The sequence below is a fragment of the Pseudomonas sp. 51_B genome, from assembly GCF_017491595.1.
GTDB lineage: Bacteria > Pseudomonadota > Gammaproteobacteria > Pseudomonadales > Pseudomonadaceae > Aquipseudomonas > Aquipseudomonas promysalinigenes.
On record NZ_JAFGYW010000009.1, the window covers coordinates 129,712 to 147,777 of the forward strand.

The following is an 18,066-nucleotide window of genomic DNA, read 5'->3' on the forward strand; positions in this document are numbered from 1 at the left end:
TTACTCCATGTCGCACCAATCCGATTTGATCAGCGAAGACATCCTCGCTTATCTGGCTCAGCACGAGCGTAAAGAACTGCTGCGTTTCCTCACCTGCGGCAACGTGGATGACGGCAAGAGCACCCTGATCGGGCGCCTGCTGCACGACTCGAAGATGATCTACGAGGACCACCTCGAGGCCATCACCCGCGATTCGAAAAAAGTCGGCACCACCGGCGAAGAAGTCGACCTGGCGCTGCTGGTAGACGGCCTGCAAGCCGAACGTGAGCAGGGCATCACCATCGATGTCGCCTACCGCTACTTCTCCACTGCCAAGCGCAAGTTCATCATCGCCGACACCCCTGGCCACGAGCAGTACACCCGCAACATGGCCACCGGTGCGTCGACGTGCGACCTGGCGATCATCCTGGTCGATGCCCGCTACGGTGTGCAGACTCAGACCCGCCGCCACAGCTACATCGCATCGCTGTTGGGCATCAAACACATCGTGGTTGCGGTCAACAAGATGGACCTCAAGGGCTTCGATGAAGAAGTCTTCGAGTCGATCAAGGCCGATTACCTGAAATTCGCCGACGCCATCAACCTGACGCCGAGCAGCCTGCACTTCGTGCCGATGTCCGCACTCAAAGGCGACAACGTGGTCAACCACAGCGATCGCTCGCCGTGGTACGCCGGCCCGACGCTGATGGAAATCCTCGAAACCGTCGAGGTGTCGGCCGACCGCAACTTCACCGATCTGCGTTTCCCGGTGCAGTACGTCAATCGTCCGAACCTGAACTTCCGTGGCTTCGCCGGCACCCTCGCCAGTGGCGTGGTGCACAAGGGCGATGAAATCGTTGTGCTGCCTTCGGGCAAGAGCAGCCGGGTCAAGTCCATCGTCACCTACGAAGGTGAACTGCAAAGCGCTGGCCCAGGCCAGGCCGTGACTCTGACCATGGAAGATGAGATCGATATCTCCCGTGGCGACCTGCTGGTGCACGCCGATAACGTGCCGCCGGTGACCGACCAGTTCGACGCCATGCTGGTGTGGATGGCCGAAGAGCCGATGTTGCCGGGCAAGAAATACGACATCAAGCGCGCCACCAGCTACGTACCGGGCTCGATCGCCAGCATCACCCACAAGGTCGATGTGAACACCTTGGAACAGGGGGCTGCAAGCGCCCTGCAACTGAACGAGATCGGCCGGGTCAAGGTGGCGCTGGACGCCTCGATCGCACTGGACGGCTATGACAGTAACCGCACTACCGGCGCGTTCATCGTCATCGACCGCCTGACCAACGGCACCGTCGGTGCCGGCATGATCATCGCACCGCCCGTTCTGCCGCACGGCAGCACTGGCCAGCATGGCAAGCAGGCCCACGTCTCTACCGAAGAGCGCGCCTTGCGTTTCGGTCAGCAGCCGGCGACTGTGCTGTTCAGCGGGCTGTCGGGCGCTGGTAAGAGCACCCTGGCCTATGCCGTAGAGCGCAAGCTGTTCGACATGGGCCGTGCAGTGTACGTGCTCGATGGCCAGAACCTGCGCCATGACCTGAACAAGGGCCTGCCTCAGGACCGCGCTGGCCGCACCGAGAACTGGCGCCGCGCCGCTCATGTGGCGCGTCAGTTCAACGAAGCCGGCCTGCTCACCTTGGCTGCGTTCGTTGCCCCGGATGCCGAAGGCCGCGAACAGGCCAAGGCGCTGATTGGCAAGGACCGCCTGGTCACCGTTTACGTTCAGGCCTCGCCGCTGGTGTGCCGCGAGCGTGACCCACAGGGCCTGTATGCTGCCGGTGGCGACAACATCCCGGGCGAGAGCTTCCCGTTCGATGTGCCGCTGGATGCCGACCTGGTGATCGATACCCAGAGCGTCAGTGTTGAAGACGGTGTGAAGCTGGTGCTGGATGTGCTGCGTCAGCGTGGCGCGATCTAAGGATTGTGGCTTGTGAAAAACCCCGCTTTGGCGGGGTTTTTTTATGGGTTCGCCTGGGGATTTTTAGCGTTTGTGAGATCGAGCGCCACTACAACTCTCAAGCCAGGCATCCCTAAAACGTTCCCAAACCACGCTCTACTATCGGCCTTATTGGCCCTGGTTGACTATCTCAGTGTATGGGGCGTTTGATCAGGCGATAGTGCTCTTGGTAGTCCATTTGTCTCTCGCAGCCTTGCTGGTATGGATCCATATCACATTTGAATTGTAGCTCTAGCCTGTCAGGGAGGATCATGGGCAACTCCCCGCTGCATCCAGATAGTATGATTGTGATGCTTACTAATAATTTTCTCATGTATCGGTCGCTCTGGTGTTGAAGGGTATTTTGCATGCCTGTTTGAGATTTTCTCGCGATAGAAGTGTGGTTTATTTCTTGGTGGGAATTGTCTCAAGTGCATGTAGGGAGGGTCCGGTGTGGCTGTAGGTGGGCTTGATGTTATTATTTGGATGTTCTTCCTAGTGTTGCGATGGGCTATGCCTGTGGGGGATGTATGTGCTACTGCTTGAGTGGTCATAAATTCTCTACATGATAGGATTATCGTAATGGGTAAAAGTAAGTACAGAAAAATACCATCCCAGGCTTTCCAGGGCTCTGGCGGAGAGTTACTTCCTCCTAATCAGAGTATGCGTGCAGGGCAGTTCATTAAGTCAGCCAACGGGCGGTTTGTACTGCGCCTTAGGGACGATGGGAATCTGGTATTGGAAGACGGTGGTTCGGTGGTCTGGGTTGCAGACCACAGGCAACCCTACAGTTCCACTTTCAATAATCGAACGCGAGAGCCGCTTCACTTTGTCGTGAGTAACTCGGGATTTTTATATGATCCGTCTCGGGGGAGAATATGGTCAGCACAGAGCACTGAAACGCTTGATAGGTCGTATTGGGAGAATAACTTCTTGAAGGTGAGCGATACAGGTAACATTTTAATTTTCGATGGCCGCAACGGGGAGGTCCGGTGGGCACGGCAAGGTTTCGCTCCGGGTAGACTACCTCGTAATCCGAAAATATACCCGCACGTTTATCCACCGCTACCAAAGCCTTTAATTAAAATCCCCCATGATTACCCATAATTTCTAGTGTTACACCTCCAAGCACCACTGGTTTGCGCAGTAGCTTGGAGGTGTTGATTTGTAAGGGGTATTTAAAATTTCAAATATGTTTTTCGCATACAGGTATCACCCGGTCGAACTTGACGGATTTATAGGAAAAGCTCGAATAAATCTCCTTCACCCCCGGCAGCCGCTGCAGCACCTCCCGGGCAAACTCTCCAAAAGACTCAAGGTCTCGCGCCAATATCTCCAAGAGGAAGTCATAACGCCCCGAGACATTATGGCAGGCCACGATCTCCGGAATCTCCATCAACCGCTGCTCGAACGCCAACGCCGTCTCTTTGGAATGCGAATCCATCATGATGCTGACAAACGCCGTTACCCCAAACCCCAGCGATTTGGGCGAAAGAATGGCCTGGTAAGCGGTTATGTACCCGTTGTCTTCCAGCAGCTTGACCCTCCGCCAGCAAGGCGAGGTGGTCAGCGAGACCTGGTCGGCGAGTTCGGAAACGGTGAGGCGGGCATTGTTCTGCAGGGCCGCGAGTAGGGCGCGGTCAGTGCGGTCGAGGCTCGAAGGCATGATCTGCCCTCCTGGTATTGTATTTGTTGTTTTCTTTCCAAAGAGTAGCGCAGCGCGTAGGCGATTTTGGAAAATTTATGGCGGCTCTGTGGCATAAGCTTATAGCAACCCACCAGAGGCTGTTGCCATGCGCGACTCCCATAACAACACCGGTTTTTCCACCCGCGCCATCCACCATGGGTACGATCCGCTTTCCCATGGCGGCGCGCTGGTGCCACCGGTTTACCAGACTGCAACGTATGCATTCCCCAGCGTCGAATACGGTGCAGCATGCTTTGCCGGGGAGCAGGGCGGGCACTTCTATAGCCGCATCTCCAACCCGACCCTGGCCTTGCTGGAGCAGCGCATGGCGTCGCTTGAAGGGGGCGAGGCGGGCCTGGCGCTGGCGTCTGGGATGGGCGCCATCACCTCGACGTTGTGGACATTGCTGCGCCCCGGTGACGAACTGATCGTCGGGCGCACGGTGTATGGCTGCACCTTTGCCTTTATGCACGACGGCATTGGTGAGTTCGGGGTGAAGATCCGCCATGTCGACCTCAACGACACCCAGGCGCTAAAAGCAGCGATCACCCACAAGACCCGGATGATCTACTTCGAAACCCCGGCTAATCCGAACATGCGCCTGGTGGATATCGCGGCCGTGGTTGAAGCGGCGAGGGGCCATGACTTGCATGTAGTGGTCGACAACACCTACTGCACGCCCTACCTGCAACGGCCGCTGGAACTGGGTGCCGATCTAGTGGTGCACTCGGCAACCAAATACCTCAGTGGCCATGGTGACATCACCGCCGGCTTGGTGATCGGGCGCAAGGCGTTGGTTGACCGTATCCGCTACGAGGGGCTCAAGGACATGACCGGTGCTGTGCTATCACCACATGATGCCTCCTTGTTGATGCGTGGTATCAAGACCCTTGCGTTGCGTATGGACCGCCACTGCGCCAATGCCCAGCAGATTGCCCAGTACCTTGAACGCCACTCACTGGTCGAGCTGATTCAGTATCCAGGGCTGCCGTCGTTCCCTCAGCACGAACTGGCACAACGGCAGATGCGTTTGCCTGGCGGTATGATTGCATTCGAGCTCAAAGGCGGCATCGAGGCGGGGCGGCGGTTCATGAATGCTCTGCAGCTTTTCGCCCGGGCCGTCAGCCTTGGCGACGCCGAGTCACTGGCGCAACATCCTGCCAGCATGACCCATTCGAGCTACACCCCTGAACAACGCGCGCACCACGGCATCTCTGAGGGCCTGGTGCGCTTGTCGGTGGGGCTTGAGGACGTGGAGGACTTGCTGGCAGATATAGAGCAGGCACTGCATGTTTGCGCATGAGGCACGGTCAGGAATTACTGCCAAGTGCCTTGCTCGGGTATGGCGCAGGCACTCTGGCAGTGCTGGCGAACTGGTCAGCGCATCCTCAAGGAGTATCACCATGAAAGCATCTGTAATCGAACGCGACTTGGTCATCCGCCGTGGTGGCGGTGACGACGATGAAGGCGGTCAGTCGTGGCGCAAGCCGTGAGCTGAAAGTGGCCCCGCTATGGCGGGGTCATTTGGCAGGTTTGAGCAGTGCAACAAAAAGGCCTCTTGCGAGGCCTTTGTGATATTCAGCGTTTGAGCCCGTAGCTCTCGTCGAGCATGCCCGGCGAGTTCGGCGACTTGGGTGCATAGTCACGTGGCACTTCGGCAGTGTCCTTTGGCGGGGTCAAGCGGTCACGCGGCCCCTGGGTGCTTTCGGAATGCAGAGCGGCGAGCAGGCGCTGACGGGTCAGCTCATCCAGGGCCAGGTGGTTGGCACCGTCGGCCAGGTGATCCTGTACGTCCTGATAGCTCTGGGTCAGCTTCTTGACCAGTACCGCAGTGCTGTTGAAGTGAGTAACCACTTGGTTCTGGTAATTGTCGAAGCGCTGTTGAATATCGTCCAGCTGACGCTGGGTGCTGCTGGGCGCTGCGTTGGGCAGCAGGCGGGCCACGATGAAACCGACCGCCACACCGATGACCAAGGCCAAAGTTGGCAACAACCAAACAAGGAGCGAGAGTTCCACGAGTCCTTCCTCTATAAACGGCTTTGCTTTACGTTAACGGCTCAGACCTGCGCTGTATACCGCGAGCGATCGCAAATCAGAACAGAATTCCTCACCTAGACGAAACGACCCCCTTCGAGGTCACGGAGTAGTGCCTTGCTTGTTCGCGAAACCCCCTTGCTCATCGATGGCCCGATCGGCCAGCTCGAAGCCTTGTATCTGGATGTGGCCGACGCTCGCGGTGCGGTGCTGATCTGCCACCCCAACCCGGTCCAGGGCGGCACCATGCTCAACAAGGTGGTTTCGACCCTGCAGCGCACCGCCCGCGACGCGGGCTTTGTGACCTTGCGCTTCAACTACCGCGGTGTCGGCCAAAGTGCCGGCAGCCATGACATGGGCGCTGGCGAGGTGGCCGATGCTGAGGCTGCGGCGGCGTGGCTGCGCGCCAAGCACCCGGAACTGCCGCTGGTGCTGATGGGCTTTTCGTTCGGCGGGTTTGTCGCCACCAGCTTGGCCGGGCGCCTTGAAGCGCAGGGTGTGGAGCTGCAGCAGCTGTTCATGATCGCCCCGGCGGTGATGCGCCTGGCTGCTGACTTCCCGCCGCCACAGCGCTGTGCGATCACCGTCGTGCAGCCAGACGCCGATGAAGTCGTCGATCCGCAACTGGTTTACCAATGGTCCGACGCACTGGGGCGCCCCCATGAGCTGCTGAAAGTGGCAGAATGCGGACACTTCTTCCATGGCAAGCTGACCGATCTGAAGGATCTGCTGCTGCCGCGCCTTTCGAACTGAGCCAAGCCTGAATAAGCGAACACCATGACCACGCGCATCCTCACCGGTATCACCACCACCGGCACCCCGCACCTGGGTAACTACGCCGGCGCCATCCGCCCGGCGATCGTCGCCAGCCAACAGCCTGGCGTCGACTCGTTCTACTTCCTGGCCGACTACCACGCTCTGATCAAATGCGACGACCCGCTGCGGATTCAGCGCTCGCGCCTTGAAATCGCCGCCACCTGGCTGGCCGGCGGGCTGGACCCGGCCAAGGTGACGTTCTACCGTCAGTCCGACATCCCCGAAATCCCTGAGCTGACCTGGCTGCTGACATGCGTTGCCGCCAAAGGCCTGCTCAACCGTGCCCATGCCTACAAGGCCTCGGTGGACAAGAACCTGGAAAACGGTGAGGACCCGGATGCTGGGGTGACCATGGGGCTGTACAGCTATCCGGTGTTGATGGCTGCAGACATTCTGATGTTCAACGCCAACAAGGTGCCGGTCGGCCGTGACCAGATCCAGCACGTGGAAATGGCCCGCGATATCGGTCAGCGCTTCAACCACCTGTTCGGCCAGGGCAAGGATTTCTTCGCCCTGCCGGAAGCTGTGATCGAGGAAAGCGTGGCGACCTTACCTGGTCTGGACGGTCGCAAGATGTCCAAGAGCTACGACAACACCATCCCGCTATTCACCAGCGCCAAGGACATGAAAGATGCCATTTCGCGCATCGTCACTGATTCGCGCGCCCCTGGCCAAGCCAAGGACCCGGACAACTCGCACCTGTTCACCTTGTTCCAGGCCTTCGCGACGCCAGCGCAGTGCGCCGAGTTCCGCGATGAGCTGCTGCAGGGCCTGGGCTGGGGCGAAGCCAAACAGCGCCTGTTCCAGCTGCTCGACGGCCAGCTGGCCGAGAAACGCGAGCATTATCACCAGCTGATCGCTCGCCCGGCGGACCTTGAGGATATCCTCCTGGCCGGCGCCGCCAAGGCCCGCAAGATCGCCACTCCATTCCTCGAGCAGCTGCGTGAGGCTGTTGGCCTGCGCTCGTTCCGCAGCAGCGTGCAGGCCAACACTGAAGTGAAGAAGAAAGCCGCCAAGACTGCGCGCTTCGTCAGCTTCCGTGACGAAGACGGTAGCTTCCGCTTCCGTTTGCTGGCCGCCGATGGCGAACAATTGCTGCTGTCGCGCGGCTTCGCCGACGGCAAGAGTGCTGGTGCCGTGAGCAAGCAACTGCAACAAGGTGGCGAAGCTGATGTGCGTATCGAGGGCCTGAGCTTCGGCCTGTGGCTCAACGGCGAGCAGGTTGCCGATGGGCCACAATTCGACAGCACCCAGGCCCGTGATGTGGCCATTACTAACGTGCGCGAGGCCCTGACCCCGGCCCAGGACGTATAAACGCATCGAGCCGATTCGGGCTGCGTTGCGGCCCATTTCCGGCTAAAGCCGCTTTCCCAGTACCCGCACGACTGTAGGGGCGACTTTAGCCGCGAACACCGATAAAGCCGCTGCCATCGAGCGCCTTATCGCTTTGGATGAGGCATATTGACGCAAGTCTGATTGCCATCGAGCGGGCCTGTCGCTACAGTGACGGCCCGTTTTTTGTTGCCTCGCTAACGAAATCATGACGCCCCTAGAACGATATCAAGCAGATCTGAAACGTCCCGACTTCTTCCATGACGCGGCGCAGGAAACTGCGGTGCGTCACCTGCAGCGCCTGTACGACGACCTGGTGCACGCGCAGAACAACAAGCCGGGCATGTTCGGCAAGCTGTTCGGCAAGAAAGAGCAGACGCCGGTCAAAGGCCTGTATTTCTGGGGTGGGGTAGGGCGCGGCAAGACTTACCTGGTCGACACTTTCTACGAAGCGCTGCCGTTCAAGCAGAAGATGCGCACGCACTTCCACCGCTTTATGAAGCGTGTCCACGAGGAAATGAAAACCCTCAAGGGCGAAAAGAACCCGCTGACCATCATTGCCAAGCGTTTCAGCGAAGAAGCCAAGGTCATCTGTTTCGATGAGTTCTTCGTCTCGGACATCACCGATGCCATGATCCTTGGCACCTTGATGGAAGAGCTGTTCAAGAACGGCGTCTCGTTGGTGGCGACCTCGAACATCGTCCCTGACGGCCTTTACAAGGATGGCCTGCAGCGCGCCCGCTTCCTGCCGGCCATCGCCATGATCAAGCAGTACACCGACGTAGTGAACGTCGACAGCGGCGTCGACTATCGCCTGCGTCACCTGGAGCAAGCCGAGCTGTTCCACTACCCGCTCAATGATGCGGCGCACCAGAGCATGCGTGCCAGCTTCAAGGCATTGACGCCTGAATGTGCTCAGGCTGTCGAAAACGACGTGCTGATGATCGAGAACCGCCCGATCCAGGCCCTGCGCACCTGCGACGACGTCGCCTGGTTCGACTTTCGCGCCCTGTGCGATGGGCCGCGTAGCCAGAACGACTACATCGAGTTGGGCAAGATCTTCCATGCCGTATTGCTGAGCAACGTGGAGCAGATGGGCGTCACCACCGACGACATCGCTCGGCGCTTCATCAATATGGTGGATGAGTTCTACGACCGTAACGTCAAGCTGATCATTTCAGCCGAGGTAGAACTCAAAGACCTTTACACCGGTGGGCGGCTGAGCTTCGAGTTCCAGCGGACCCTGAGCCGTTTGTTGGAGATGCAGTCGCACGAGTTTCTATCGCGCGCGCACAAGCCTTGATGTTGAGGGGCCGCCTTGCGGCCCCCATTGCCCTCAGGCCTCCTGCATGAATTGCTGGCGATACTGGTTCGGCGACAATTCGGTATGTTGGCGAAACAGCCGGGCAAAGAAACTGGCATCGTCGTAGCCGACCTCGTAACTGATGGTCTTGATGCTCTTGCGCGTGCTCGACAGCAAGCCTTTGGCCGTCTCGATGCGCAGCCGTTGCAGGTAGTGCAACGGCTTGTCGCCGGTCGCGCCCTGGAAGCGCCGCATGAAGTTGCGGATGCTCATGCCGTGGTTGCGGGCAACGTCCTCGAAGCGGAACTTGTCGGCGAAATGCTCCTCCAGCCAGTGCTGGATCTGCAGAATGATCAGGTCCTGGTGCAGTTTCTGGCCACCGAACCCCATGCGCCCTGGGGTGTAGTTGCGCTGCACCTCGTACAGGATGTCGCGCGCCACGGCACGCGCCACATTGGCGCCGCAGAACCGCTCAATCAGGTAGATGTACAGGTCGCAGGCTGATGTGGTGCCGCCGGCGCAGTACAGGTTGTCGGCGTCGGTCAGGTGCTTGTCCTGGTTCAGCCGGACCTTCGGGAAGCGCTCGGCGAAGCTGTCGAAGAAGCGCCAGTAGGTCGTGGCCTCCTTGCCATCGAGCAAGCCGGACTCGGCCAGCCAGAACACCCCGCTGGCTTCTGCGCACAGCACCGCACCGCGTGCGTGCTGCGCCCGCAGCCAGGGCAGTACCTGGGGGTAGCGCTGCATCAGGTTGTCGAAGTCGTCCCAGAACGCTGGCAGGATGATCACGTCGGCATCATCGAGCCCTCCGTCGACCGGCAACTGCACGTTGCTGAAGCTGTCTACCGGCTGGCCGTCAGGGCTCACCAGGCAGATGTCGAACATCGGTTGCAAGCCCAGGCCCAGCTGCTTGCTGTAGCGCAAACTGGCGAGATGGAAGAAATCCTTGGCCTGCATCAGGGTCGAAGCGAACACCTTGTCGATGGCCAGGATGCTGACGCGCCGCAACGACGCGCAGGGTTGGGTAAGCATCATTGTCGTTGTTCTTATAGGGTAGAGTGGTCAATCACCGGCTGGATCGTCTTATTTTTTGGCGATTGTGTCTACCCCGCACATTCGTACGGTTCGGTTCGCGGTTGAACCTGCTTTAGAGCCAAGGTCCGACCGCGAAGCAAGCAGCAGGGGCTGCTGTTCAAGGCGCCGGGTTCGGTTGCTCCTGGTGAATCGCCTCAATTGCCGCCAGCAGCTCGTCGCTCAGGGTCAGCTTGAGGCTGTCCAGGTTGCTCTGCAATTGCACCAGATCAGTAGCGCCGATGATGTTACTGGTCACGAACGGCTGACCAGTCACGAATGCCAAGGCCATCTGGGCAGGGTCCAGGCCATGTGCCTGGGCCAGCTGTACATACCGGCTGCAAGCCGCCACGGTTTGCGGGTTGGAATAGCGGGCAAAACGGCTGAACAGGGACAGGCGAGCTTTTTCTGGCCGGGCGCCGTGCTCGTATTTGCCCGAGAGCATGCCAAAGGCCAGCGGCGAGTAGGCCAACAGCCCACATTGCTCACGGATGGCTACCTCGGCCAGGCCCACCTCGAAGCTGCGGTTGAGCAGGTTGTAAGGGTTCTGGATCGACACTGCGCGCGGCCAGCCGCGGGTATCGGCCAGGTGCAGGAACTTCATGGTGCCCCAGGGTGTTTCGTTGGACAGGCCGATGTGGCGGATCTTGCCCGCACGCACCTGCTCGTCGAGTACTTCGAGGGTTTCCTCCAGCGGCGTGAACAGGTCGCTGGCCAGGTGCTGGTAGCCAAGCTTGCCGAAGAAGTTGGTGCTGCGCTCAGGCCAGTGCAGTTGATAGAGATCGATGCGGTCGGTTTGTAGGCGCTTGAGGCTCTCGTCCAGCGCGGCGACGATGTGCTGACGGTTGTGCTTGAGCTGGCCGTCGCGAATGTGGCTGATGCCATTGCCAGGGCCGGCGACCTTGCTGGCCAACACCCAGTCGTCGCGGTCGCCGTTGGCACGGAACCAGTTGCCGATGATGCGCTCGGTGGCGGCGTAGGTTTCCGGCCGCGGTGGCACTGGGTACATTTCGGCGGTGTCGATGAAGTTGATGCCACTGGCCTTGGCCAGGGCGATCTGCTCGAAAGCCTCGTCCTGGGTGTTCTGCTCGCCCCAAGTCATGGTGCCCAGGCACAGGGCGCTGACGTCGAGGTCGGTACGGCCAAGCTTACGGTATTGCATCGCAAAGGCACTCCTTGACAAAAGAAGCCATCAAAGCAGGTTGAAATTTTTCGCGCAATCTGGATAATTCGGTCCCTCTCCGTGTGGCGGAAGTGATGCACCACCATGCAGGAAGAACCCCGTCGAACATTGGCGTGCCCGACCCGAGCCCCCAAAAGCGTCAGCGTTCGGCTGCGCGTTTGCCCTTGGCAAGCTGTGCACTATCCAGTAAGATTCGCCGTCTATTTTTCGCTGGGCGGCCTCTGAGGCTTTAGAGAATGAAAACTTTTACTGCTAAACCGGAAACAGTAAAGCGCGAGTGGTTCGTAGTTGACGCCGCTGGCCAGACCCTGGGTCGTCTGGCTACCGAAATCGCTACCCGTCTGCGTGGCAAGCACAAACCAGAATACACCCCTCACGTTGACACCGGCGACTACATCGTCGTCATCAACGCTGAACAGGTTCGTGTGACTGGTGCCAAGTCTTCCGACAAAATGTACTACTCCCACTCCGGTTTCCCAGGCGGTATCAAGGAAATCAACTTCGAGAAGTTGATCGCCAAGGCCCCTGAGCGTGTTATCGAAACCGCGGTCAAAGGCATGCTGCCTAAGAACCCGCTGGGTCGCGACATGTACCGTAAGCTGAAAGTGTACGCGGGTGCTGCTCACCCACACACTGCTCAGCAGCCTCAAGAACTGAAGATCTAACGGGAAAGTTCATTATGTCGGCGACTCAAAATTACGGCACTGGCCGTCGCAAGACCGCAACCGCTCGCGTTTTCCTGCGTCCGGGTACTGGTAACATTTCCATCAACAACCGTTCTCTGGACGTGTTCTTCGGTCGCGAAACCGCTCGCATGGTTGTTCGTCAGCCGCTCGAGCTGACCGAAAGCGTTGAGAAATTCGACATCTACGTCACCGTTTCCGGTGGTGGTGTCAGCGGTCAGGCCGGTGCGATCCGTCACGGTATCACCCGCGCTCTGATGGAATACGACGAAACCCTGCGTGGCGCTCTGCGTCGTGCTGGCTACGTCACCCGCGACGCTCGTGAAGTCGAGCGTAAGAAAGTGGGTCTGCGTAAAGCGCGTAAGCGTCCTCAGTACTCCAAGCGTTAATCTCGCTTCGGCAGTCGAAAAAAGCCCGGTTCCTTGGAACCGGGCTTTTTTTTGTCCTTGAACTAACCTGTCAGCATGTCGGTGACCGCTTGTCGCATAGACGCAGATCAAGCAAAGCGCGGGTTATAGGCCCCAGCAGGGCTAATCACCTTGTCATTGTGTGGTTTTGTTTCTTACCATGGCGGCCAATTTTTAGCGCCACAGACACAATCTAAGTACAGGTCAGATTCAACTGGCCAAGCAAGCTGATGGGAGAGGACTGAATGAGCAATGACGGCGTCAACGCAGGCCGGCGCCGCTTCCTCGTAGCCGCGACATCCGTGGTCGGGGCAGCGGGGGCAGTGGGGGCTGCGGTACCGTTCGTGGGGTCATGGTTTCCCAGTGCCAAGGCAAAGGCTGCCGGCGCACCGGTGAAGGTCAATATCGCCAAGGTTGAGCCAGGGCAGCAGATGGTTGCCGAGTGGCGTGGCCAGCCGGTGTTCATTGTACGGCGAACGCAAGAGATCCTTGGCAACCTGAAAAAGATCGAAGGTGACCTGTCCGACCCTGAATCCAAGAACTCGGTGCAGCCGACCTATGTCGACCCCGAGGTACGCTCTATCAAGCCGGAAATTCTCATTCTCGTCGGCCTTTGCACTCACCTGGGTTGCTCCCCGACCTTCCGCCCAGAAGTGGCGCCCGCAGACCTCGGCCCCAAGTGGGTCGGCGGCTATTTCTGCCCCTGCCATGGCTCCCACTACGACCTGGCGGGCCGTGTCTACAAATCGCAGCCTGCACCTTTGAACCTGCCAGTGCCGCCGCATTCCTATGAGTCCGACGACATAGTCGTCATCGGCGTCGACCAGGAGAAAGCATGATGAGCAAATTCATGGACTGGATTGACGCTCGCTTCCCCGCCACCAAGATGTGGGAAGACCACCTGAGCAAGTATTACGCGCCCAAGAACTTCAACTTCTTGTACTTCTTCGGCTCCCTGGCCCTACTGGTGCTGGTCAACCAGATCGTTACGGGCGTTTGGCTGACCATGAGTTTCACGCCCTCGGCCGAAGAGGCCTTCGCCTCGGTCGAGTACATCATGCGTGATGTCGAATACGGCTGGATTTTACGCTACATGCACTCCTCCGGTGCTTCGGCGTTCTTCATCGTGGTGTACCTGCACATGTTCCGCGGCCTGCTCTACGGCTCTTATCAGAAGCCCCGCGAGCTGGTTTGGCTGTTCGGTATGCTGATCTACCTGGCGCTGATGGCCGAAGCCTTCATGGGCTACCTACTGCCTTGGGGCCAGATGTCGTACTGGGGCGCGCAAGTGATCATTTCATTGTTCGGTGCCATCCCGGTGATCGGTGGTGACCTGACGCAATGGATCCGCGGCGATTATCTGATCTCTGGGATCACTCTGAACCGCTTCTTCGCGCTGCATGTGGTGGCGTTGCCAATCGTCATCCTCGGCCTGGTCGTACTGCACATCCTGGCGCTCCACGAGGTGGGCTCGAACAACCCTGATGGGGTGGATATCAAAAAGAAAAAGGATGAGAACGGCATCCCGCTCGATGGCATTCCTTTCCACCCTTACTACACCGTCAAGGATATCGTCGGGGTGGTGGTGTTCTTGTTCGTGTTCTGCGCCGTGGTGTTCTTCTTCCCGGAAATGGGTGGGTACTTCCTGGAAAAACCGAACTTCGAGCAAGCAAACGCGTTCAAGACCCCGGAGCATATTGCGCCCGTGTGGTACTTCACTCCGTTCTACGCAATCCTGCGAGCGGTGCCTGACAAGCTGATGGGTGTAATCGCAATGGGTGCCGCGATCGCCGTGCTGTTCGTGCTGCCCTGGCTCGACCGCAGCCCGGTGCGTTCAATGCGCTACAAAGGTTGGATCAGCAAGGTCTTCCTGCTGGTGTTCTGCGTTTCCTTCGTCATCCTCGGCATTCTCGGCGTCCAGGCGCCTACCCCTGGACGCACCTTACTGTCGCAGGTGTGTACGGTGCTGTACTTCGCCTACTTCCTGTTGATGCCGTTCTACACAAGGCTTGAGAAGACCAAACCGGTTCCGGAAAGGGTGACTGGCTGATGAAAAAGTTGATTGCAGTACTGTTGCTGGCAGTGATGCCTGCCTTTTCCTTCGCTGCAGAGACCGGCCTTGAGCTGGACAAGGTCGACATCGACCTGGCCGACAAGGCAGCCATGCAAGACGGTGCTCGGACCTTCGCCAACTATTGCATGGGCTGCCACAGCGCCAAGTTCCAGCGTTACGAGCGAGTGGCCGATGACTTGGGCATTCCCCATGAACTGATGCTCGAAAAGCTGGTGTTCACGGGGGCCAAAATCGGTGACCACATGCAGATCGGGATGCAGCCCAACGATGCCAAGACCTGGTTCGGTGCTGCCCCGCCTGATTTGACATTGGTCGCGCGGGTACGCGGTACTGACTGGCTGTACACCTACCTTCGCAGCTTCTATGAAGATCCATCGCGTCCATATGGCGTAAACAACAAGGTATTCCCGAACGTGGGCATGCCTAATGTATTGGTTGGCCTGCAGGGTAATCAGGTAGTTGGCTGCAAGCAGGTGCAGATGGTGGCCGATGGCAAGAAGCAATATGATCCATTGACCGGCAGCCCATTGACCCACGAAGCCTGTGACCAGCTGACCATTACGCCGAATTCCGGTACCCTGAGCACCGAGCAGTTCGACGAGAAGGTCAAGAACCTGGTGACCTTCCTGGCCTATTCGGCCAACCCGGTCAAACTGGAAAGCCAGCGCATCGGTACCTATGTGTTGCTGTACCTGGCTTTCTTCTTCGTATTCGCCTATTTGCTCAAGCGCGAATATTGGAAGGACGTGCACTGATCACGCAGTAATTTCTGGTAGTTGAACGCGCCCCTCGAGCCCTGGCAATTCTGCCAGGGTTCCAGGGGCGCGTTTTCATTTAGAGTGTTACAAGCATCCCCTGCGAGGAGGCGCTACATGGGCGCAACCAACCGGTTAGCCTGCTATTCCGATCCTGCTGACCATTATTCTCATCGCGTGCGTCTGGTGCTCGCCGAGAAGGGTGTCACCGTGCAGGTCATCGATGTCGACCCTGCGCGGCTGCCGCCCAAGCTGGCAGAAGTGAATCCTTACGGCAGTTTGCCGACCTTGGTCGATCGTGACCTTGCTCTGTATGAGCCAACCGTGGTGATGGAATACCTCGAGGAGCGTTATCCACATCCGCCATTGATGCCCGTCTACCCGGTAGCGCGGGGTAATAGCCGGCTGTTGATGCATCGCATACAGCGGGATTGGTGTGCCTTGGCTGATACCATTCTCGACCCGCGTAGCGCTGCGCCAGCCCGCGCTGACGCGCGCAAGGCGTTGCGCGAAAGCCTGACCGGTGTCTCGCCGTTGTTCGCCGAGTTCGCCTGTTTCATGAGCGAGGAGCAAAGCCTGGTTGACTGTTGTCTACTGCCCATACTATGGCGTTTGCCGGTGATGGGCATCGAGTTGCCGCGGCAAGCAAAGCCGCTGCTGGATTACATGGAGCGACAATTCGCCCGCGAGCCTTTCGTGGCGAGCCTGTCTTCCGTTGAACGTGAAATGCGCAAGCTTTAAGGAGCCGTTGATGAACTCCAGTCGCCCCTATCTGGTTAGAGCCCTGTACGAGTGGATCGTCGACAACGATTGCACCCCTCATATGCTGGTCAATGCCGAGTTTCCGGCTGTCCAAGTGCCGCAGGGCTTCGCCAGTGATGGCCAGATCGTGTTGAACATCTCGCCCAGTGCAGTGCGTAACCTGCACATGGATAACGACGCCGTGAGCTTCGAAGGGCGTTTCAGTGGCGTATCCCATTCCTTGTTCGTACCGGCCGGTGCCATTCTGGGTATCTACGCCCGGGAGAACGGCCAAGGCATGGTATTCGAACTGGAGCCGCCATTGATGGATGACGATGAGCAGGCAGATGATAGCGTCGAGCCTGACGACGATGGCCCGCCGGAGGGTGGTGGCCAGCCACCGCGTCCAAGCGGGCGCCCCAGCCTGAAGGTGGTCAAGTAACAAAAAAGGCGACCCGTGTGGGTCGCCTTTTTTATCGCTGCGTCGGGTTCAAAGGTCGCTGATGGTGCGCACCTGATCGCGGTTGATGCGGGTACGCTTACCGTCAAGCTGCTTGAATTCGTAGAAGCCAGTGTCTTTCTCGAATTGTGGCGTGTCAACGGCTTGGATCTCACGGCCGTCGTTCAAAGTGATCACGCTTGGGGTCGAGCAGCCGGCGAGAGTGGCGAGGCTGCCGAGCAGAAGAGCGGGCAGCAGAAGCTTGTTCATTGCGTATTTCCTTTGGACCTAGGTGTATTCAGGTTGCTGCTGCGGGCCCGTTGCCGTTGAGCCCGCCCCCTGCGTTTGTGCATGCCAAACGCAGGGCGGGGTTTTCTGAGAAAGATTCCGGTTCAAGACGAGCCGATGGTCAGTCGATGTACTCGAAGAGTTTGACGATCTTCTGCACGCCCGAAACGCCCTGCACCACGGCCGTGGCGGAGTTGGCCTCCTGCTGGGTCACCAAGCCAAGCAAGTAGACGATGCCATTCTCGGTGATCACTTTGATCCGCGAGCTGGGTACGGCATTGTCAGTGAGCATCTGGGCCTTGATCTTGGTGGTCAGCCAGGCGTCGTTGTTGCGCGCCAGGATGGAGGAGGGCTGCATGACTTGCAGCTCGTTGTGTACCCGTTTGACTCGCTGAACCTGGCTGGCGGTTTGTTCGGCCAGGCTCTTGAGGTCGGCGCGCGGAGTCTGCCCGGCAAGCAGAACAACCCCGTTGTAGCTGCTGACAACGATGTGCGAGCCCTTGTCCAGGTCAGGGCTGGCCTTGGCAATGTTCACCGAAGCCTTGGTTTCGATCAGCGAGTCGTCGATCTTGCTGCCGATGGTGCGCGTGCCACGATCGTCCTCAATGGGCGAATTGCGAGTCGAGGTCAACACCGAGCTGCAGCCGGTGACGCTTAGGCACAGGGTCAGGGCCATCAGGCCGAGGCGTATGGGGGTCATTCTTCACTCCCGAACAGTTGGCTGTCGATCAGGTCGCACAGGCAATGGATCGCCAGCAGGTGGACTTCCTGGATACGTGCGGTGACGCTGGACGGAACGCGGATTTCCACGTCCTCTGGCAGCAGCAGTGATGCCATGCCGCCGCCATCACGCCCGGTCAATGCTACGACAATCATTTCGCGATCATGTGCGGCCTGGATCGCTTGAATCACGTTGGCAGAATTGCCGCTGGTCGAAATCGCCAGCAGCACATCCCCGGGCTGGCCAAGGGCGCGTATCTGCTTGGAGAAGATTTCGTTGTAGCTGTAGTCGTTGGCGATCGAGGTGAGCGTCGAGCTGTCGGTGGTCAGAGCGATGGCCGGCAGGCTCGGGCGCTCGCGCTCGAAGCGGTTGAGCAGTTCCGAAGAAAAATGCTGGGCGTCGCCGGCCGAGCCGCCGTTGCCGCAGGCGAGCATCTTGCCCTCGTTGAGCAGCGCATTGACCATGACCAGGCTTGCCTGCTCGATGTGCGGTGCCAGGATGTCCATTGCCTGTTGCTTGGTATCGATGCTGGCCTGAAACAGCCGGCGAATTCGGGATTGCATGTCCATCTGGTGACCTTAAGTGGGGCGGTGGCCTTTGCGACGCGC

19 protein-coding genes are annotated in these 18,066 nt (G+C 58.8%); 12 read left to right on the forward strand and 7 right to left on the reverse strand.

Annotated elements, in window-relative coordinates; genetic code table 11:
• The first annotated feature begins 7 nt into the window (after nt 1–7).
• Nucleotides 8–1,909 (forward strand): sulfate adenylyltransferase subunit CysN, encoded by a 1,902-nt coding sequence (cysN, locus tag J5M56_RS12935; RefSeq protein WP_060478998.1) that lies wholly within the window; start codon nt 8–10, stop codon nt 1,907–1,909.
• 1,204 nt (nt 1,910–3,113) lie between these two features.
• On the opposite strand, the gene J5M56_RS12940 is transcribed toward cysN, so the two are convergent.
• The gene (locus tag J5M56_RS12940) at nt 3,114–3,593 is read right to left on the reverse strand and encodes an Lrp/AsnC family transcriptional regulator (RefSeq protein ID WP_060479572.1); all 480 of its coding nucleotides are present in this window, start codon (nt 3,591–3,593) and stop codon (nt 3,114–3,116) included.
• 127 nt (nt 3,594–3,720) lie between these two features.
• On the opposite strand from J5M56_RS12940, the gene J5M56_RS12945 reads away from it, so the two are divergent.
• On the forward strand, nt 3,721–4,917 hold the full coding sequence (locus tag J5M56_RS12945; RefSeq protein WP_207937082.1) for a methionine gamma-lyase: 1,197 nt from the start codon (nt 3,721–3,723) through the stop codon (nt 4,915–4,917).
• A 275-nt stretch (nt 4,918–5,192) separates the two neighbouring features.
• Here the strand turns inward: J5M56_RS12945 and J5M56_RS12950 are convergent, their stop codons facing one another.
• The gene (locus tag J5M56_RS12950) at nt 5,193–5,630 is read right to left on the reverse strand and encodes a DUF1043 family protein (RefSeq protein ID WP_207937083.1); all 438 of its coding nucleotides are present in this window, start codon (nt 5,628–5,630) and stop codon (nt 5,193–5,195) included.
• Between the two features lie 135 nt (nt 5,631–5,765).
• On the opposite strand from J5M56_RS12950, the gene J5M56_RS12955 reads away from it, so the two are divergent.
• From J5M56_RS12955 to zapE, 3 genes are all read left to right on the forward strand, one after another.
• Nucleotides 5,766–6,401, forward strand: a complete 636-nt coding sequence (locus tag J5M56_RS12955; RefSeq protein ID WP_207937084.1) for an alpha/beta fold hydrolase — start codon at nt 5,766–5,768, stop codon at nt 6,399–6,401.
• 24 nt (nt 6,402–6,425) lie between these two features.
• A complete protein-coding gene (locus tag J5M56_RS12960) occupies nt 6,426–7,778 on the forward strand; it encodes a tryptophan--tRNA ligase (protein WP_207937085.1) in 1,353 nt (450 codons plus the stop codon).
• 226 nt (nt 7,779–8,004) lie between these two features.
• Nucleotides 8,005–9,099 (forward strand): cell division protein ZapE, encoded by a 1,095-nt coding sequence (zapE, locus tag J5M56_RS12965; RefSeq protein ID WP_060479577.1) that lies wholly within the window; start codon nt 8,005–8,007, stop codon nt 9,097–9,099.
• A gap of 33 nt (nt 9,100–9,132) precedes the next feature.
• Here the strand turns inward: zapE and J5M56_RS12970 are convergent, their stop codons facing one another.
• Nucleotides 9,133–10,053 (reverse strand): GlxA family transcriptional regulator, encoded by a 921-nt coding sequence (locus tag J5M56_RS12970; protein ID WP_186477629.1) that lies wholly within the window; start codon nt 10,051–10,053, stop codon nt 9,133–9,135.
• 235 nt (nt 10,054–10,288) lie between these two features.
• A complete protein-coding gene (locus J5M56_RS12975) occupies nt 10,289–11,329 on the reverse strand; it encodes an NADP(H)-dependent aldo-keto reductase (RefSeq protein WP_186477476.1) in 1,041 nt (346 codons plus the stop codon).
• 257 nt (nt 11,330–11,586) lie between these two features.
• Between J5M56_RS12975 and rplM the strand changes: the two genes are divergently transcribed.
• The 7 genes from rplM (at nt 11,587) to J5M56_RS13010 (ending at nt 16,452) form a co-directional block, all read left to right on the forward strand.
• On the forward strand, nt 11,587–12,015 hold the full coding sequence (rplM, locus tag J5M56_RS12980; RefSeq protein WP_003251819.1) for a 50S ribosomal protein L13: 429 nt from the start codon (nt 11,587–11,589) through the stop codon (nt 12,013–12,015).
• Between the two features lie 14 nt (nt 12,016–12,029).
• Nucleotides 12,030–12,422 carry a 30S ribosomal protein S9 gene (rpsI, locus tag J5M56_RS12985; protein WP_003251821.1) on the forward strand — a complete coding sequence of 131 codons (393 nt, stop codon included), beginning with the start codon at nt 12,030–12,032 and terminating at the stop codon, nt 12,420–12,422.
• Nucleotides 12,423–12,685: 263 nt separating this feature from the next.
• Complete coding sequence (gene petA / locus J5M56_RS12990) at nt 12,686–13,279, forward strand: ubiquinol-cytochrome c reductase iron-sulfur subunit (protein WP_060479579.1); 594 nt, start codon at nt 12,686–12,688, stop codon at nt 13,277–13,279.
• Nucleotides 13,279–14,490 (forward strand): cytochrome bc complex cytochrome b subunit, encoded by a 1,212-nt coding sequence (locus J5M56_RS12995; RefSeq protein ID WP_207937095.1) that lies wholly within the window; start codon nt 13,279–13,281, stop codon nt 14,488–14,490. Before petA ends, J5M56_RS12995 begins: the two co-directional genes overlap by 1 nt.
• Complete coding sequence (locus tag J5M56_RS13000) at nt 14,490–15,269, forward strand: cytochrome c1 (protein ID WP_186477478.1); 780 nt, start codon at nt 14,490–14,492, stop codon at nt 15,267–15,269. Before J5M56_RS12995 ends, J5M56_RS13000 begins: the two co-directional genes overlap by 1 nt.
• A 117-nt stretch (nt 15,270–15,386) precedes the next feature.
• A complete protein-coding gene (locus J5M56_RS13005; protein WP_207937086.1) occupies nt 15,387–16,010 on the forward strand; it encodes a glutathione S-transferase N-terminal domain-containing protein in 624 nt (207 codons plus the stop codon).
• Between the two features lie 10 nt (nt 16,011–16,020).
• Nucleotides 16,021–16,452, forward strand: a complete 432-nt coding sequence (locus J5M56_RS13010; protein ID WP_060479583.1) for a ClpXP protease specificity-enhancing factor — start codon at nt 16,021–16,023, stop codon at nt 16,450–16,452.
• A 48-nt stretch (nt 16,453–16,500) separates the two neighbouring features.
• Here the strand turns inward: J5M56_RS13010 and J5M56_RS13015 are convergent, their stop codons facing one another.
• The 3 genes from J5M56_RS13015 to J5M56_RS13025 form a co-directional block, all read right to left on the reverse strand.
• The gene (locus tag J5M56_RS13015) at nt 16,501–16,719 is read right to left on the reverse strand and encodes a YgdI/YgdR family lipoprotein (protein WP_060479584.1); all 219 of its coding nucleotides are present in this window, start codon (nt 16,717–16,719) and stop codon (nt 16,501–16,503) included.
• Between the two features lie 139 nt (nt 16,720–16,858).
• Nucleotides 16,859–17,437, reverse strand: coding sequence for a BON domain-containing protein (locus tag J5M56_RS13020; protein ID WP_060479585.1), 579 nt, complete (start codon nt 17,435–17,437; stop codon nt 16,859–16,861).
• Nucleotides 17,434–18,027: a phosphoheptose isomerase gene (locus J5M56_RS13025; protein WP_060479586.1), complete on the reverse strand. Its 594-nt coding sequence runs from the start codon at nt 18,025–18,027 to the stop codon at nt 17,434–17,436. Before J5M56_RS13025 ends, J5M56_RS13020 begins: the two co-directional genes overlap by 4 nt.
• Between the last annotated feature and the right edge of the window lie 39 nt (nt 18,028–18,066).

Coding starts and splice junctions, on each gene's coding strand:
- cysN (WP_060478998.1), top strand. CDS start 8: ATGTCGCACCAATCCGATTTGATCAGCGAAGACATCCTCGCTTATCTG.
- J5M56_RS12940 (WP_060479572.1), bottom strand. CDS start 3,593: ATGCCTTCGAGCCTCGACCGCACTGACCGCGCCCTACTCGCGGCCCTG.
- J5M56_RS12945 (WP_207937082.1), top strand. CDS start 3,721: ATGCGCGACTCCCATAACAACACCGGTTTTTCCACCCGCGCCATCCAC.
- J5M56_RS12960 (WP_207937085.1), top strand. CDS start 6,426: ATGACCACGCGCATCCTCACCGGTATCACCACCACCGGCACCCCGCAC.
- zapE (WP_060479577.1), top strand. CDS start 8,005: ATGACGCCCCTAGAACGATATCAAGCAGATCTGAAACGTCCCGACTTC.
- J5M56_RS12970 (WP_186477629.1), bottom strand. CDS start 10,053: ATGCAGGCCAAGGATTTCTTCCATCTCGCCAGTTTGCGCTACAGCAAG.
- J5M56_RS12975 (WP_186477476.1), bottom strand. CDS start 11,329: ATGCAATACCGTAAGCTTGGCCGTACCGACCTCGACGTCAGCGCCCTG.
- rplM (WP_003251819.1), top strand. CDS start 11,587: ATGAAAACTTTTACTGCTAAACCGGAAACAGTAAAGCGCGAGTGGTTC.
- rpsI (WP_003251821.1), top strand. CDS start 12,030: ATGTCGGCGACTCAAAATTACGGCACTGGCCGTCGCAAGACCGCAACC.
- petA (WP_060479579.1), top strand. CDS start 12,686: ATGAGCAATGACGGCGTCAACGCAGGCCGGCGCCGCTTCCTCGTAGCC.
- J5M56_RS12995 (WP_207937095.1), top strand. CDS start 13,279: ATGAGCAAATTCATGGACTGGATTGACGCTCGCTTCCCCGCCACCAAG.
- J5M56_RS13000 (WP_186477478.1), top strand. CDS start 14,490: ATGAAAAAGTTGATTGCAGTACTGTTGCTGGCAGTGATGCCTGCCTTT.
- J5M56_RS13005 (WP_207937086.1), top strand. CDS start 15,387: ATGGGCGCAACCAACCGGTTAGCCTGCTATTCCGATCCTGCTGACCAT.
- J5M56_RS13010 (WP_060479583.1), top strand. CDS start 16,021: ATGAACTCCAGTCGCCCCTATCTGGTTAGAGCCCTGTACGAGTGGATC.
- J5M56_RS13015 (WP_060479584.1), bottom strand. CDS start 16,719: ATGAACAAGCTTCTGCTGCCCGCTCTTCTGCTCGGCAGCCTCGCCACT.
- J5M56_RS13020 (WP_060479585.1), bottom strand. CDS start 17,437: ATGACCCCCATACGCCTCGGCCTGATGGCCCTGACCCTGTGCCTAAGC.
- J5M56_RS13025 (WP_060479586.1), bottom strand. CDS start 18,027: ATGGACATGCAATCCCGAATTCGCCGGCTGTTTCAGGCCAGCATCGAT.